Origin of the sequence: Polynucleobacter sp. UB-Piko-W3 (assembly GCF_018881635.1) — a bacterium.
Taxonomy (GTDB): domain Bacteria; phylum Pseudomonadota; class Gammaproteobacteria; order Burkholderiales; family Burkholderiaceae; genus Polynucleobacter.
On sequence record NZ_JACVPY010000004.1, the window covers coordinates 116,630 to 133,134 of the forward strand.

Below are 16,505 nucleotides of genomic sequence, written 5' to 3' on the forward strand. Positions count from 1 at the left end.
CCTGATAACCGCTTGGGCTTAGATCGGTTCTGGAATTTTTCTCGAGGTGGTATTGATAACTTCCGTACTGGATTGAGAGATGCGGTATCCGGTGTTGAGCAAACTCGCTCACGCATGATGGAATACGATCAATTGCTTGTATGGGCAGCTCTCTCCCTTATGTTGATTGGTTTGGTAATGGTGTACTCAGCATCTATTACTTTGGCTGATGGTCCTAAATATGCCAACTACAGTAGTAACTACTTTTTGATTCGCCATTTAATCTCATTAGCTATTGCTGTTGTTGTAGGTATTTCAGTGTTTAATATTCCAACCAAGATGTGGGATCGTTATTCCCCTCTGATTTTTGGTTTTACTGTACTGCTATTAATTGCAGTTTTAATCCCAGGTGTTGGCAAAGGCGTCAACGGGGCTAAGCGCTGGATTCCGCTGGGCTTAATGAACTTCCAACCATCTGAGTTAATGAAATTTGCAGCGATTATTTTTGCAGCAAGCTACACAGTTCAACGTCAAGAATATTTACACTCTTTTGTTAAGGGCATGCTGCCAATGGGTATTGCGGTTGCCTTAGTTGGTGGCCTCCTGATGGCTGAGCCTGATATGGGCGCATTCATAGTAGTCGCTTTAATTGCATTTGGCATTCTGTTCTTGGGCGGCATTAATGCCAAGCTATTTGGTGGCTTGATTGCTGTTGGAGTTGCCAGTGCAGTCACGATTATTGCACTCTCTCCTTTTAGACAAAAACGAATTATGGCTTTTGTTGACCCATGGCAGGCAGATAACGCAGCTAATAAAGCTTATCAGTTAACCCATTCCTTGATGGCCTTTGGCCGCGGTGAGTGGTTTGGCACTGGTCTTGGTGGCAGCGTAGAAAAATTACATTATTTACCTGAAGCACATACCGATTTCATCATGGCGGTGATTGGGGAAGAGCTAGGCTTTGTTGGTGTAGTTGTCATGATTTTCTTGTTTTACTGGATCGTACGACGTGCCTTCTTAATTGGGCGTACCGCTTTGCAATTAGATCGGAGTTTTGCTGGTCTTGCAGCTAAGGGTGTGGCTATCTGGATTGGTTGGCAAGCCTTTATCAATATGGGCGTGAACTTAGGCCTGTTGCCAACTAAAGGTTTGACATTGCCATTAGTGAGTTACGGTGGATCCGCAATTTTGATGAATACCATTGCGGTTGCAATGCTGCTGCGGATTGATTATGAGAATCGTATTTTGATGCGCGGAGGGAAGCTGTGACAAAACCCTCAATATTGGTGATGGCTGGAGGTACTGGTGGGCATATCTTCCCAGGTCTTGCTGTCGCTGAATATTTGCGGATCTGTGGCTGGAATGTGTCATGGCTAGGAAATCAAAATGGTATGGAATACCGTTTAGTGAAGTCTTGTGATTTTCCATTTGAGGCTATTGAGTTTGGCGGTTTACGTGGCAAAGGGCTCAAGGCTAAATTAATGCTGCCAATGAATTTGATACGCGCTTGTTTTCAGAGTTGGAAGATCATGCGACGCTTAAAACCATCTGTAGTCTTAGGTATGGGTGGTTACATTACCTTCCCTGGCGGTTTAGTAACCAAATTATTAAAGCGTCCTTTAGTGTTGCATGAAGCTAACTCTGTAGCTGGCAGCGCTAATCAAGCCCTTGCCAGAATTGCAATGCGCACATTAACCGGCTTCCCGAATACGATGGCGAATGCTGAGTGGGTAGGCAATCCGATTCGCGAAGAATTTGATCACATGCAAAAACCAGCTCTGCGTTACGAGCGGCGTCAAGGCCCTTTATCTATTTTGGTGGTGGGTGGCAGTTTAGGTGCGGCCGCTTTAAATGAAAATATTCCCGCAGCATTGAAATTGATTTCTAAAGATGCGCGCCCTAAGGTCATTCATCAAGCAGGTGATAAGCATTTGGCTGACTTACAAAAGCGCTATGCTGATTTAGGGGTTGAGGCTGAGGTTCTTCCCTTTATTGATGATATGCCCTCTGCGTACGCACAAGCAGACCTTGTGATTTGCCGTGCCGGAGCAATGACGGTGTCAGAGCTAGCTGCTTGTGGCGTTGCCTCTTGCTTAATTCCTTTTCCATTCGCAATTGATGATCATCAAACTGCTAATGCAAAATTTTTAGCTGATTCAAATGCAGCTATTTTATTGCCACAGCAAAATCTCAATCCACAAGATTTGGCATTGATGATTCAAAATTTTAATCGTGCGGACCTTAAAGAAATAGCCTTGCGTGCGCACGCTTTAGCTAAACCACATGCAACCTTGCGGGTGGCTGAGGTTTGCGCTGATTGTGCAGGAGTGGGCGTATGAAGCATATCGTGCAGCAAATCCATTTCATTGGCATTGGCGGTGCCGGCATGAGCGGCATAGCTGAAGTGTTGCTGAATTTAGGTTATCAAGTATCTGGATCTGATTTGGCTGAAGGTGTAGTAACCAAGCGCTTAAAGGAGTTAGGCGCAGTCATTCATATTGGCCATGATCCTAAGAATATTGGTACTGCAGAAGCGGTGGTGATTTCTACTGCTGTAGCCGGAAATAACCCAGAGGTTCTAGCAGCGCGCGCAGCTAAGATTCCGGTGATTCAGCGGGCGGTGATGTTGGGTGAGTTAATGCGCCTAAAACAAGGTATTGCTATCGCTGGCACACACGGTAAAACTACCACAACCAGCTTAGTCGCCTCTGTGCTAGCTGAAGGCGGCCTTGATCCAACCTTTGTCATTGGTGGCAAGTTGAATTCTGCAGGTGCTAATGCCCGCTTAGGTCGCGGAGATTTCATCGTGGTCGAAGCGGATGAATCTGATGCCTCATTCTTGCAGCTTTTCCCAGCCATGGAAGTAGTTACCAATATTGATGCAGATCATATGGATACCTATCAGCATGATATGGCGAGATTGAAGCAAGCCTTCGTGCAATTTATTCAGCGTATGCCTTTTTATGGGGTAGCAGTGTTATGTATTGATGATGCTAATGTGCGCGACATCATTCCATTTGTATCTCAGCCCGTGTTACGTTACGGGTTATCAGAAGATGCAGATATCAGAGCTAGTAATGTTCGCGCCGATGGCACGCGCATGCACTTTACAGTAGATCGTCGCACCGTTCGCAGGCATGGCAATAAACCTGGAACTTTAAATGTGACACTGAACTTGCCTGGTTTGCACAATGTACGTAACGCCTTAGCTGCAATTGGTATTGCTACAGAACTAGGTGTTGGCGATGAGGCTATTACCAAAGCACTCTCTGAATTTAGCGGTGTTGGCCGTCGCTTCCAGCGTTATGGTGAAATCCCCTTGGCCTCTGGAGGCAGTTTTACATTAATCGACGATTATGGGCATCATCCAGTAGAGATGGCGGCAACCTTAGACGCTGCTCGTGGTGCCTTCCCAGATCGTCGCTTGGTATTGGCGTTTCAGCCTCATCGATTCACCAGAACACGGGATTGTTTTGGGGAATTTGTACAGGTCCTCAGAAACTTTGATTCTTTGGTGTTAACCGAAGTTTATCCAGCCGGTGAGGCAAAGATTCCAGGTGCAGACGGTAAGAGTTTGATGAAGGCGGCGCTTGCAGAAGAGAAGGGTGCAAAGCGCTCCTTAAATTCTGCTGCGGTCGCCTTTGCAGCCAACATTACTGAGATGCCAGAAAAGTTATCGCAGGTGTTAAAAGATGGCGATGTCTTAATTACGATGGGTGCAGGATCAATATCGGCGTTGCCGCATACCTTGGCGGAGGCAAAGAGTGTCTAAGTTAGATACAAGCCTTGGTGCGTGGGGTGATCGCGTGAAGTCTCAGCTATCCAAGTTGGATATCAAATCACTTGGGCGCGTTGGGGTACTATTAGGCGGCCGTTCTGGTGAGCGAGAGATATCTCTGATGTCGGGTAATGGAGTTTTGGAGGCTTTGCTCTCTAAAGGCGTGGATGCGCATGCATTTGATCCAGGCTTGCGTTGTCCAACAGAGCTAGCAAAAGAAAAATTTGATCGCGTATTTATTTCTTTGCATGGTCGCTATGGCGAAGATGGAACGATTCAAGGTTTATTGGATTTATTGAATCTACCTTATACCGGTAGCGGTGTATTGGCCTCTGCCTTAGCAATTGACAAGATTGCAACCAAACAAATTTGGCTAAGCAACGGTTTATCAACTCCAGAGTTTGAAGAGCTTACTGCAGATAGTGACTGGAATGCAGTCGTTAAAAAATTAGGACTGCCTCTAATTGTTAAGCCAGCGCATGAGGGCTCTTCACTTGGCTTAACTAAGGTGAAGTCTGTAGATGAGTTACCTACTGCCTATGGACTTGCTGCAGGATTAGATAAAAAAGTGATTGCTGAGACTTGCATTGTGGGCGATGAGTTAACGTGCCCATTAGTTGGTCAGGGCAACACAGCAGAAGCATTGCCGGTTATTAAAATTATTCCACCGCAAGCCAATTACGACTTTCATCATAAGTATTTCTCAAATGAAACCCAATACTTGTGCCCCACTGGGCTTGCTCCTGAGGTCAATGAGCGCGTTCAAGCATTGGCTTTAGCTGCCTATAGAGCTTTGGGTTGCCGTACATGGGGCCGTGCTGATGTGATGCTAGATCAAAAAACTGGCAAACCTTACTTACTGGAGATGAATACTTCACCAGGTATGACTTCACATTCCTTGGTGCCAATGGCCGCTAAAGCTGCTAGGGTTAGTTATGCGGACTTGGTCTTGTGGTTACTCAATCAAACCATGCAACATAAAGAGGGCGCTACTGCATGAGTACGCTTCTAGACCGATTCGGAGATATCTTCTCTGTCATCATGTCTCCTCTTTGGAACCATGCTGAGCGCATGCAAAAGCTTAGTCGTTTCTTGATGCGCTGCCTCATTGTGATGGTCGTAGTTGGAGTCTTGGTTTGGTTAAGTCAGAGGCCTGTGTTCACTTTGAAGCAAATTCAGGTGGAGCCTGTTGCTGGTCAAACACTTCAGCATGTTAATAAATCCCTCGTGAAGCGTCAGGTAATAGAAACCGTGCAAGGCAATTTCTTTAGTGTGCGTTTAGAGGATGTGAAACGGGGTTTCGAGAGTATGCCTTGGGTACGACACGCTAATGTCCGTAGAGTTTGGCCCAATGGATTGATTGTCAATATTGAAGAGCAAAGGCCATTTGCTACTTGGGGTGGAGAGGGCAGCAGTACTTTAATGAATTCACATGGCGAACTATTTGCCGGTCGTGTTTCAGAGATTGTGGATGACAAACACCTACTAGATTTTTCGGGTCCAGATGATGCTAGTAAAGAAGTGATGAGTCTTTATGAAAAGGCCAATAACTGGTTTAAACCTTGGAATGCTGAAGTCGTGAGTCTGGCATTAACTGAACGTTATGCCTGGCATGTCAAGTTATCCAATGGAATCAAGGTGGAATTTGGACGTGATGAAGAAAGCTCTGATAAGAACTTAACTGAGGAACGGATTGCACGCCTATTTAAGTACTGGCCTCAAGTACAAGAGAAATGGGCAAATCGAATTGATGCAGTAGATCTACGCTATGTAAATGGTTTTGCAGTGCATCTTGCTTCTGGAAGTATGAAAAAGAATGACCTAGATGGAAAGAAAAGTGAGTTGAAGCAATGAGGAATGTGAATGAGCAAAGATAATCGCGACCTGCTGGTGGGTTTAGACATTGGAACTTCCAAGGTAGTTGCTTTGGTAGCAGAGTTAACTCCTGATGGTCAATTCAATGTAGTTGGCGTGGGACAAACAACATCTAAGGGTTTAAAAAAGGGTGTCGTCGTCAATATTGAGGCAACTGTTCAGTCGATTCAGAAGGCGCTAGAAGAGGCTGAAGTGATGGCTGATCGACAGATTGTTCAAGTCTTTACTGGCATTGCCGGAAATCATATTGTGAGCTTTAACTCGAGCGGTATGGTTGCAATACGTGACAAAGAAGTAGTTGCGGGTGATGTTGAGCGTGTATTAGAAACAGCTAAGGCGATCAATATTCCAACCGATCAGCAAATTTTGCATATCCTAGTCCAGGAATTCATTATCGATGGCCAAGAGGATGTGCGTGAACCCATCGGCATGAGTGGTTTACGTTTAGAGGTGAAAGTTCATATCGTGACTGGCGCTGTCAGTGCCGCACAAAATATTGTGAAATGTGTCCGTCGTTGCGGTTTAGAAGTCAACGATTTAATTTTGCAGCCTTTGGCATCAAGCTTAGCCGTCCTCACCGATGATGAAAAAGAACTTGGTGTTGTTTTGGTTGATATTGGCGGGGGTACTACAGATATCGCCATTTATTTCCAAGGATCAATTCGTCATACAGCAGTGATTCCAATTGCAGGCGATCAAATTACTAACGATATTGCAATGGCATTGCGGACGCCAACGATTGATGCGGAAGATTTGAAAATTGCACATGGAATAGCACGCCAAGAAATGGCTGATTCAGGTGCCATGATTGATGTTCCTGGGGTGGGAGACCGTGAGCCACGTCCAATGTCTAAGCAAGCACTTGCCGCTGTGATTGAGCCACGTGTTGAAGAACTCTTTACTTTGGTGAGGGGTGTAGTGCGTGATTCTGGGTATGAAGATATGGTTTCTTCCGGAATTGTGCTCACTGGTGGAACTTCACTAATGCCGGGCATGGTTGAGCTAGCTGAACAAGTCTTTTTGAGACAAGCTCGAATTGGTACACCTGAATATCGTGGTCACTTACATGAAGTTCTTCGTAGTCCTAGATACGCTACTAGCATTGGTTTGCTAATGGAAGGCCAAGCGCAATTTTTGCGTGGTCGTCGTGCTTCTCAATCAGGTGCGCTGCAAGGAGTGATGTCGCGCATGAAGGAATGGTTTGCAGGAAATTTTTAAGTTTTTCGTCGTCGTCAATGTAGTAAGTTATTTACCTAGGAGGGTATATGGAATTTGAAATGTTAGATCAAGATACAGCTGGCAAAACCATTATTAAAGTGGTTGGAGTCGGTGGGGCTGGTGGCAATGCTGTCCAGCATATGATTCGTCGCGGAGTGAATGGAGTAGAGTTCATTTGCATGAACACCGATGCTGGCGCCTTACAGCGTTCTGAGGCATCTGTGAATTTGCAACTGGGCTCTAGCGGATTAGGTGCTGGTGCAAAACCTGAAATTGGCGCAGCTTCTGCGCAAGAGGCGCGTGCTCGTATCGCTGATACTTTGCAAGGTGCTCACATGGTGTTCATCACTGCTGGCATGGGTGGTGGAACCGGTACTGGTGCAGCCCCAATCGTTGCTCAAGTGGCCAAAGAAATGGGTATTTTAACTGTTGGCGTTATCAGCAAACCATTTGATTTTGAGGGCGTAAAGCGCTTAAAAGTTGCAGAAAATGGCGCTGCAGAGCTTGAGGCTTATGTTGACTCATTGATTGTTGTTCTCAATGAAAAGCTCTTTGAAGTGATGGGTGAAGATGCTGAGTTTGATAAGGCCTTTGCTTGTGCTGATGATGTATTACATAACGCAGTCTCTGGTATTGCAGAAATCATCAATGTTCAAGGTTTGATCAACGTTGACTTCGAAGATGTGAAGACTGTGATGGGCGAGCAAGGTAAGGCCATGATGGGTACAGCAACCGTTTCTGGTATGGATCGTGCTCGTTTGGCTGCTGAAGCTGCGGTTGCATCTCCACTACTAGAGGGCGTTGATTTATCTGGAGCGCGTGGCGTATTGGTGAATATTACTGCCAACCGTTCATTGAAATTATCTGAAACTCGCGAAGTCATGGCCGCCATTCGTGGCTATGCTGCTGATGATGCAACTGTGATCTTTGGCACTGTGTATGACGAAAGCTTGGGCGATGCATTGCGCGTGACTGTAGTTGCTACTGGCTTGAATAATCCGCAGGCCCGTCACAACCATCAGCCAGAAGTAGTGTGGAGACAGGCTACTGGTACTAGTGATGCAATGCCAACAATGGCTGACCTGAATACTTTTGCCCCTACTAGCGCTTCTGCTGCTATGAGCAAGGTAGGCTTGGATTCAGTGATGAGTGTTAGTGCAGGCATAGCCTCGACTAGTTCTGGCGTTACACCAGCAATGTCAGCGCCAGCAGCTAGTAGTGCCGTTAATTACAGTCAATATGATTTGCCGCGGGTATTCCGAAGTACCCGTGAGGCCTCTCCAGCACCAACTTTAGGTGCTGATAGCTCTCCTCAGGCCAAATCCATGTTGGATAAAGGGGCTGATTACTATGAAATCCCAGCCTTTTTACGTAAACAAGCAGACTAAGTAAACCTCAATACAATAGGTAATTGCGAAATGCCAGCGCGGCGACCCTCCGGACGACGAATCCTGCGCTTGCGTTGGCATACTTACTAACAATTACTTATTGGAGATGTCATGATTACTGTTGGACAAAAATTACCGAACGCTACTCTTTATGAATTTTTTAATGAAGAGAGCGAAGGCTGCTCCTTGGGGCCAAATGCCTTTGAAGTTGAGAAGCTTGTCGCTGGCAAAAAAATTGTGATCTTTGCATTGCCTGGCGCATATACGCCAACCTGCTCTGCAAAGCATGTACCTGGATATGTTGAGCACTATGATGCGATTAAAGCAAAAGGTGTTGATGAGATCTGGTGTATTTCTGTGAATGACCCTTTCGTTATGGGCGCTTGGGGCCGCGATCAAAAAGTTGGCAAAAAGATTCGCATGATGGGTGATGGTAGTGGCGAGTTCACTAAAAAGATGGGTATAGAGCTGGACCTGACTGCTCGTGGTTTAGGTATGCGCTCAGATCGTTATGCCATGATTGTTGAGGACGGGGTAGTGAAATCTTTAGATCGCGAAGCTCCTGGTAAGTTTGAGGTGAGTGATGCTGCATCTATTTTGAAAAAACTGTAATTCGTACTAAGTCATTAGCTAATACCCCCCTGAATTTAGAGACATCACCATGATGAAACAGAGAACAATTGCCACTACAGTGAAAACTGTTGGCATTGGCTTGCACTCTGGCCGCAAGGTGACCATTTCTATTAAGCCTGCACCGGCAAATTCAGGGGTTCAGTTTGTCCGTATTGATACTGCAGAGCAGTCGGTAGTTCCCGCCACTGCTTTAGCTGTCTGCGATACCAGGCTTGCATCAGTTATTCAGAAGGATGGTGTGCGCGTCTCAACCGTCGAACATTTGCTATCTGCTTGTGCTGGCCTTGGTTTGGATAATTTATTGATTGAGCTTGACGATGAAGAAGTGCCCATCATGGATGGTAGCGCTGCTTCGTTCTTATTTTTAATTGAATCGGCTGGAATTGTTGAGCAAGATGTAGCGCGTCAGTATGTTGTGATTAAGAAGCCTGTTGAAGTGCGCGAGGGCGATAAGCTTGCGCGCTTAGAACCTTTCTTTGGATTTAAGTTAGATTTCACAATTGACTTTAAACATCCGGCAGTAGATAAAACTGGCCAACGTTTTATTGTAGATTTTGCAGAGCATGCTTACCGAAGTGAAATTGGTCGTGCACGCACTTTTGGTTTTGCCCATGAAGTAGAGGCCTTACGTGAGATGGGCCTGGCTCGCGGCGGCAGTTTGGACAATGCGATTGTTTTAGATGAGCACCGCATCTTGAATAACGAAGAATTGCGTTATGAAGATGAGTTTGTGCGTCACAAAATTTTGGATGCGATTGGGGATCTGTATTTGGTAGGCCACCCCATTGTGGGGGCTTATGTAGCTGAGAAATCAGGCCATGCCCTCAATAACGCTCTATTGCGTAAGCTTTTAGAGGACCCAAGCTCTTATGCCATCGAGTGTTTCTCGGAAGCCAAGGCTCCAGCAGCCTATTCTCAAGAGAGCCAACCACTCTTTTTCTAGAGTGGGTTAAAAATTCTTTAGTTATTTAGATTTATTTTGTAGAAGGCGCTCAACCGCACTTCGCAGCTCAGAGCCTGGCGGAAGTTTTTCAATGAGTTCTTGCAATGACTTTTTTGCCACTGGATTCAAGCCTCTAGGAGGGATATTTTTGAAGTTTTGTCTTGGCTTCACTTCCCAGTCTGAGGAGGTCGGCTTAACTTTGACTTTAATGGCCTTGCAATGAAGTCCAATTTTTCCTAACTCATTGATTAAACTAGGTAAAAATTGCTGTAGGCGAGTTCCAATACTGGCGCTGCCAACCAGAAAAAAAAGCTCTTCTTGAGCCCCTGAGCGCCATCCAACTTCAATTTTTGGGCTCAAGTGCCCCATATCTAGCGACTCTAAGGCCAAAAAGAGCTTAGCCTTGAGTTTGGCTAGATCCTCTGTTTTAGCCAGAATACCGCCAAGACCATTAGATTCGCGTAGGTATTCCATCCAGTCATGGGCAGAATGGTTGCGAGACGGTTTAGGGGCAAAGTTCATAAAAAATGGGGTTGCGAGTGATAAACTCAAAGACTTCATTTTATTCAATATCCCATGGTAATCGGTCTTCTTAAAACCCTGGTCGGCAGTCGTAACGACCGCCTCTTAAAACAGTATCGCAAAGTCGTTGCCAAGGTTGCTGCTTTTGAAGCAAGCCTGCAATCTTTGGATGATGTTGCGCTTGCTGCTAAAACAGGCGAGTTTAAAGCTCGTCTAGCTGCAGGAGAGACTTTAGAAGATATTTCTGCAGAAGTATTTGCGGTGGTTCGGGAGGCTAGTGTTCGTGTCATGAAGATGCGACATTTCGATGCGCAGATTATGGGTGCCCTCGCCTTGCATCAAGGCAAGATTGCTGAGATGGGTACAGGTGAAGGAAAAACCTTAACGGCAACACTACCAGTCTATTTAAACGCCTTAACTGGTAACGGTGTGCATGTTGTCACAGTAAATGATTATTTGGCGCAGCGTGATGCCGAATGGATGTCTACCTTGTATAACTTCCTGGGCATGAAGGTCGGCGTCAATCTATCTCAGATGGATCACAAGACCAAGCAAGAAGCCTATGCAGCAGACATTACCTACGGTACTAATAACGAGTTTGGTTTTGACTATTTGCGCGACAACATGGTTCAGGACTTGGATCAGCGTGTACAACGTGGTTTGGCGTATGCGATCGTTGATGAAGTTGACTCCATTCTGATTGATGAAGCGCGTACACCGCTGATTATTTCTGGCCAGGCCGAGGATCACACCGATCTTTACATCAAAATCAATGCGCTTCCTTCTTATTTAGAGCGTCAAATTGGTGAAGAAAAGGCAGATGGCACTGGAGTTGAGAAACCTGGAGATTATTGGGTAGATGAAAAGTCACAGCAGGTCTATTTGACCGAACGGGGTCACGATAAAGCTGAAGAAATCTTAGTGCAGTTGGGCGCCTTAAATGATGGTGCGTCTTTGTATGCCCCACAAAATATTACCTTGATGCATCACGTTTATGCAGCATTGCGTGCGCACTGTCTGTATAACCGAGACCAACACTATGTTGTGCAAAATAAAGAAGTCATCATTGTTGATGAGTTCACTGGTCGATTAATGCAGGGTCGCCGTTGGTCTGATGGTTTGCACCAAGCAGTTGAAGCGAAAGAGGGTGTCGCGATTCAGAATGAGAATCAGACCCTTGCCACGATTACTTTTCAAAATTACTTCCGCATGTATGGCAAGTTGTCTGGTATGACAGGTACTGCTGATACTGAAGCATATGAGTTCAAGGAGATATACAACCTTGAAACAGTAGTCATTCCACCTAACAGAATTAGTCAGCGCAAAGATCGTCAAGATCAAATCTTTAAATCTTCTCGCGAGCGTTATGACGCCGTCATTAAAGATATTGAGAATTGCTATGAGCGTGGTCAGCCAGTATTGGTGGGTACCACCTCGATTGAAAACTCGGAGTTGATAGCGAAATTACTAGACCAGCGTAAATTACCGCATCAGGTTTTGAACGCTAAGCAGCACGCACGTGAGGCGGAAATTATTGCGCAAGCGGGCCGTCCAAAAATGATTACCATTGCTACCAATATGGCTGGCCGCGGAACGGATATTGTGCTTGGTGGCAATGTAGGTAAACAATCCGCCTTAATTCAAGCCGACTCCGCTCTATCTGATGCAGAAAAGGCAAGCAAGATTAAGGCGCTGCAAGATGAGTGGCAAGGAATTCATGATCATGTTCTTGCTGTTGGTGGTTTGCACATCATTGGTACAGAGCGTCACGAAAGTCGTCGTATTGATAATCAGTTAAGAGGACGTTCTGGCCGTCAAGGCGATCCAGGTTCCTCCCGCTTCTATCTCTCCTTAGATGATTCGCTCTTGCGTATTTTTGCCGGCGATCGTTTGCGCTCTGTCATGGAACGACTGAAGATGCCTGATGGCGAGCCAATTGAAGCCGGTATGGTGACTCGTTCGATTGAGTCAGCGCAGCGTAAAGTTGAAGGTCGTAACTTTGATATTCGCAAACAGTTATTGGAGTACGACGACGTTGCGAACGATCAGCGTAAAGAAACTTATCGCCTAAGAAATGAAGTTCTCGAAAGTAAAGATATTGGTGACTTAATTGCCAATTTGCGTGAAGATGTCTTACGTTCAGTTTGCTCCCTCTATGTTCCCCTTGAATCTATGGAAGAGCAATGGGATTTGGCTGGGCTTGAGAATGCCTTAGCAAACGACTGGGGTTTAACGATCGATTTGCGGAATTGGATTGAAAATGCTGAGACAGCGGATGACACAGAGATTGTTGATCGCGTACTGCAAGCGGCAAAAGATGAATATGACGCTAAGGTTGATCTATCTGGTCGAGAGTCTTTTGCTGGATTTGAGCGCTCTGTGCTTCTCTATAGTCTTGACACCCATTGGCGTGAGCATTTGGCAGCACTAGATCATTTGCGTCAAGGCATTCATTTGCGAGGCTATGCTCAAAAAGATCCAAAACAAGAATATCGTCGCGAAGCTTTTGAACTATACGGCGAGTTACTGAGTGTTATCAAAAATGATGTTGTGAAAAACATCATGACGGTCAAGATCAGAAGCGCTAGCGAATTAGATCAAGCTGCTGAATCGATGAATGATGATTTGGCTAAATTAGCCGATGTCCAATATCAACATGCGGATCCTGATAAAGAAGTAGCTGGCTCAACCGGTGATCGTGGTGATGCGATTGAGATTTTGCCTGCACCTGTGCGAACAGGACCAAAGATTGGTCGTAACGACCCTTGTACTTGCGGTAGCGGCAAAAAATATAAGAATTGCTGCGGCGCCTTAAGCTAGAACCACCTTAAAGGGATTCGTTAGCACCCCTTTAAACCCTCATCTACAATTGTCAGACTATGACAGTTAATCTACCCCTCCCCCAAAAAGCTGATCTCAAGCCCGTTAAGGGTTTTGAGATGGGCATTGCCGAAGCTGGAATTAAGAAGGCAAATCGTAAAGATTTGTTAGTAATGACCTTAGCTCCTGGATCTCAGCTTGCTGGCGTCTTTACCCTCAATCGATTTTGTGCTGCGCCCGTACAGATTTGCCGTGAGCATTTAGCGCAAGAGGGTCGTAATGGAGAAATTCGTGCCTTAGTGGTGAACACTGGTAATGCAAATGCTGGAACTGGCGAGTCAGGTATGAAACATGCTCTCGAAACTTGTGCCGCTCTAGCCAAAGAGCTCAAGATGAATCCAGAACAAATTCTGCCATTTTCAACTGGCGTGATTCTGGAGCCTTTACCAATTGAAAAACTGATTAGCGCTTTGCCAAAAGCAGTTTCAAGTCTGGGTGAAGATAATTGGTTTGATGCTGCTCAGGCCATTATGACTACCGATACTCAGCCTAAGGCAACTTCAATGACGGTATCAACGCCAGCGGGGCCAGTAGTGATTACCGGTATTTGCAAAGGCGCTGGGATGATTCATCCAAATATGGCGACCATGTTGGGCTTTATTGCAAGTGATGCAGGTTTTGCACCAGGTTTATTGGGTAATCTCACTCGTGAAATCGCTGATCTTTCTTTTAATGCCATTACGATCGATGGTGATACCTCAACGAACGATTCATTCATTGTTATCGCAACCGGTCAATCTGCAGTACAGATTCAGACAGTTACAGACCCAAGTTATGTGGCGGTACGTGATGCCTTGATTGCTCTGGCTAGAAAGTTAGCGCAAATGATTGTACGTGATGGCGAAGGTGCTACGAAATTCATCACCATCGAAGTGCTTGGAGGTAAGACTGAGGAAGAATGCCGTTTGGTTGCAAAAGCTGTCGCTCACTCACCTTTAGTAAAAACCGCTTTCTTTGCAAGCGATCCAAATTTGGGTCGTATTTTGGCAGCGATTGGTTATGCAGGTATTGCCGATCTAGATGTGAGTCGCGTGCAAATGTGGCTTGGTGATGTTTGGGTTGCTAAAGATGGCGGCCGCAATCCAAGCTATCAAGAGGTTGATGGCCAAAGAGTGATGCAGGCCCCTGAGATTACTGTCAAGATTGATTTAGGGCGCGGTAATGCTGCTCAAACAATGTGGACATGTGACTTATCACATGAATACGTTTCAATTAACGCCGACTACCGCTCTTAAAAGTTAAGAACAATATGAATGAAAAATTAGAGCAACTCTTAAATCATCTTGAAACTTTTCTGCCAAAACCCTTAACTGAGAAGGAGTGGGATTCTTCTACTGCATTTAGATGGCGCCGCCGCGATAGTATTTTTGGTAGCATTGGTTTCTTGCAGCCTGTTAAGCATGTCTCAGACATTACTTTTGAAGACCTAAAGAATATTGACCGACAGCGGGATGCCATTCGGGACAATACTAAAAATTTCATTCAGAAAAAACCAGCCAATAACATTTTGCTTACTGGCGCTAGGGGGACAGGTAAATCATCTTTGATTAAGGCGAGCTTACATGAGTTTGCTGCTCAAGGCTTGCGTTTAGTTGAGGTTGAGAAAGAGCAATTAGCAGACTTGGCTGATATTACTGATATCTTGGCTGAGCGCCCTGAATATTTTATTATTTTTTGCGATGATTTGTCATTTGATGAGGGGGAATCAGGCTATAAAGCAATGAAATCAGCCCTAGACGGCTCTGTTTCTGCCCAAGTTGATAATATTTTGATTTATGCCACTTCTAATCGCCGCCATTTATTGCCTGAATACATGAAGGATAACGAAAGTTATGCTTATAGCGATGATGGCGAAATTCATCCAGGCGAAGTGGTGGAAGAAAAGATTTCTTTATCTGAGCGTTTTGGCTTGTGGCTCTCTTTTTATCCACCGAAGCAAGATGAGTATTTAGCGATCGTTGCGCATTGGTTAAGTCATTTTGGTTTAAGTGCAGCGCAAGTTGAATCTGCACGTTCAGAAGCCCTAGTTTGGGCGCTGGAGCGCGGCTCACGTTCTGGTCGGGTTGCATGGCAATTTGCTAAACACTGGGCAGGCTCACATACCTAAGATGATTTATTTCTATGAATGAAATGAATCGCCCGGTTACTGTCGTTGCTGCAGGGATATTGCTAGATTCAGAAAATCGCTATCTTTTAGGTCAAAGGCCTGAAGGTAAGCCATACGCTGGTTACTGGGAAGTACCCGGTGGAAAAGTTGAAAAAGGTGAAACTGTTTTTCAGGCTCTACAGCGTGAACTTCAAGAAGAGCTTGGTATCGATGTTCAGTCTAGCGAAGAATTAACAGTCTTAGAGCATGACTATCCACATGCTTATGTTCGTTTATATGTTAGCATCATCCGTGATTGGAAGGGCGCGCCTATAGGGCGTGAAGGACAAGCTTTATCTTGGGAGTCGATTAGTGCACAGGCCCCGAGTGTTGGCCCCTTGCTGCCGGCCGCCTGGCCAATGCTAGAGTGCCTTCGAAGGTCTTTAGCTTAGAACTGGCAAAGCGTTAGCTTAAATGGCACATCTGCATTAACAAGCTGTGCTTTTTTGTCTCGATCGGCCTTGAGGAATCTTACTGAGAGTAGATATTTGTTGGCGCTGATTTCTGAAAAGAGAGCGTCATCTTCCAATGTAATGCGCATTAATTGATATACCTTGCCAGAAGGTGCTTGCTGAAATGAGCCATTGTGAGCCAGCACATCTTTTGCTTCTCCTGATTGACGTAATAGGCGCAAAAATAATTGACATGCTTCCTGCCAAGGTAGAAGTGGACTGATGTAACCTTCTAAAAGTTTTCGGCGCTCAGTCGAAGGGCTATTTTTCCAAGCATGATAGCTAGGCAAATCAATTGGACTTGTTCCGCCAGGAATATTGAGTCGAGTGCGAATCGCATTTAACCATTCACTCTCAGTAATCATTGAATTAGGTCTACCGGTAGAACTGTTAACCTTGCTGGCAACAGCATCAAGTTCAGAAAGAGTTTGGGATAGGGTTTCTTGATCTACCTTCTGTGATGACTTGAGGCCGTTGAGATTATATTTTTGCCGCTCAAACTCTTTGAGTAATAGAGACTTGATATCACCCCTAGCACCAATATCACCAAGATCAAACAAAATAGCGATGGCGTTATGGTGAAGCTCTGGATCATCTGAGCGAAGGAAGTGATTGAAACGGGCGAACAAATACTCCAGCCGAAGCATGCTTCGGACTAATTCGTTAAATGGGTATTCGTAGACAATCACAA

At 45.3% G+C, this 16,505-nt stretch carries 15 protein-coding genes; 13 read left to right on the top strand and 2 right to left on the bottom strand.

Features of this window, described 5'->3' with window-relative positions:
- Window positions 1–12 precede the first annotated feature (12 nt).
- The 9 genes from ftsW (at window position 13) to lpxC (ending at window position 9,814) form a co-directional block, all read left to right on the top strand.
- Window positions 13–1,248, top strand: a complete 1,236-nt coding sequence (ftsW, locus tag ICN31_RS09960) for a putative lipid II flippase FtsW (protein WP_216861454.1) — start codon at window positions 13–15, stop codon at window positions 1,246–1,248.
- On the top strand, window positions 1,245–2,318 hold the full coding sequence (murG, locus tag ICN31_RS09965; protein ID WP_370624334.1) for an undecaprenyldiphospho-muramoylpentapeptide beta-N-acetylglucosaminyltransferase: 1,074 nt from the start codon (window positions 1,245–1,247) through the stop codon (window positions 2,316–2,318). Before ftsW ends, murG begins: the two co-directional genes overlap by 4 nt.
- Complete coding sequence (murC, locus tag ICN31_RS09970) at window positions 2,315–3,751, top strand: UDP-N-acetylmuramate--L-alanine ligase (RefSeq protein WP_216261083.1); 1,437 nt, start codon at window positions 2,315–2,317, stop codon at window positions 3,749–3,751. Before murG ends, murC begins: the two co-directional genes overlap by 4 nt.
- A gap of 34 nt (window positions 3,752–3,785) precedes the next feature.
- Window positions 3,786–4,757, top strand: a complete 972-nt coding sequence (locus tag ICN31_RS09975) for a D-alanine--D-alanine ligase (protein ID WP_216261176.1) — start codon at window positions 3,786–3,788, stop codon at window positions 4,755–4,757.
- A complete protein-coding gene (locus tag ICN31_RS09980; RefSeq protein ID WP_216261085.1) occupies window positions 4,754–5,611 on the top strand; it encodes a cell division protein FtsQ/DivIB in 858 nt (285 codons plus the stop codon). Before ICN31_RS09975 ends, ICN31_RS09980 begins: the two co-directional genes overlap by 4 nt.
- Before the next feature lie 9 nt (window positions 5,612–5,620).
- The gene (gene ftsA, locus ICN31_RS09985) at window positions 5,621–6,850 is read left to right on the top strand and encodes a cell division protein FtsA (RefSeq protein WP_216261087.1); all 1,230 of its coding nucleotides are present in this window, start codon (window positions 5,621–5,623) and stop codon (window positions 6,848–6,850) included.
- 47 nt (window positions 6,851–6,897) lie between these two features.
- Window positions 6,898–8,238, top strand: a complete 1,341-nt coding sequence (ftsZ, locus tag ICN31_RS09990) for a cell division protein FtsZ (RefSeq protein WP_216261090.1) — start codon at window positions 6,898–6,900, stop codon at window positions 8,236–8,238.
- Window positions 8,239–8,349: 111 nt separating this feature from the next.
- Complete coding sequence (locus ICN31_RS09995; protein WP_216261092.1) at window positions 8,350–8,850, top strand: peroxiredoxin; 501 nt, start codon at window positions 8,350–8,352, stop codon at window positions 8,848–8,850.
- 49 nt (window positions 8,851–8,899) lie between these two features.
- Entirely contained in the window at window positions 8,900–9,814 is a 915-nt protein-coding gene (lpxC, locus tag ICN31_RS10000; RefSeq protein ID WP_216261094.1) for a UDP-3-O-acyl-N-acetylglucosamine deacetylase, read from the top strand.
- A 21-nt stretch (window positions 9,815–9,835) separates the two neighbouring features.
- Here the strand turns inward: lpxC and ICN31_RS10005 are convergent, their stop codons facing one another.
- Window positions 9,836–10,366, bottom strand: a complete 531-nt coding sequence (locus ICN31_RS10005; RefSeq protein WP_255531001.1) for a hypothetical protein — start codon at window positions 10,364–10,366, stop codon at window positions 9,836–9,838.
- A gap of 24 nt (window positions 10,367–10,390) precedes the next feature.
- On the opposite strand from ICN31_RS10005, the gene secA reads away from it, so the two are divergent.
- From secA to mutT, 4 genes are read left to right on the top strand one after another with little or no spacing between them, the layout of a single operon-like run.
- A complete protein-coding gene (gene secA / locus ICN31_RS10010) occupies window positions 10,391–13,156 on the top strand; it encodes a preprotein translocase subunit SecA (protein ID WP_216261096.1) in 2,766 nt (921 codons plus the stop codon).
- 59 nt (window positions 13,157–13,215) lie between these two features.
- On the top strand, window positions 13,216–14,451 hold the full coding sequence (gene argJ, locus ICN31_RS10015; RefSeq protein ID WP_216261098.1) for a bifunctional glutamate N-acetyltransferase/amino-acid acetyltransferase ArgJ: 1,236 nt from the start codon (window positions 13,216–13,218) through the stop codon (window positions 14,449–14,451).
- Window positions 14,452–14,465: 14 nt separating this feature from the next.
- Window positions 14,466–15,323, top strand: a complete 858-nt coding sequence (locus ICN31_RS10020) for an ATP-binding protein (protein WP_216261100.1) — start codon at window positions 14,466–14,468, stop codon at window positions 15,321–15,323.
- Window positions 15,324–15,337: 14 nt separating this feature from the next.
- On the top strand, window positions 15,338–15,754 hold the full coding sequence (gene mutT / locus ICN31_RS10025) for an 8-oxo-dGTP diphosphatase MutT (RefSeq protein WP_216261102.1): 417 nt from the start codon (window positions 15,338–15,340) through the stop codon (window positions 15,752–15,754).
- On the opposite strand, the gene zapD is transcribed toward mutT, so the two are convergent.
- The gene (gene zapD / locus ICN31_RS10030; RefSeq protein WP_216261104.1) at window positions 15,751–16,503 is read right to left on the bottom strand and encodes a cell division protein ZapD; all 753 of its coding nucleotides are present in this window, start codon (window positions 16,501–16,503) and stop codon (window positions 15,751–15,753) included. The genes mutT and zapD overlap by 4 nt on opposite strands.
- Window positions 16,504–16,505 lie beyond the last annotated feature (2 nt).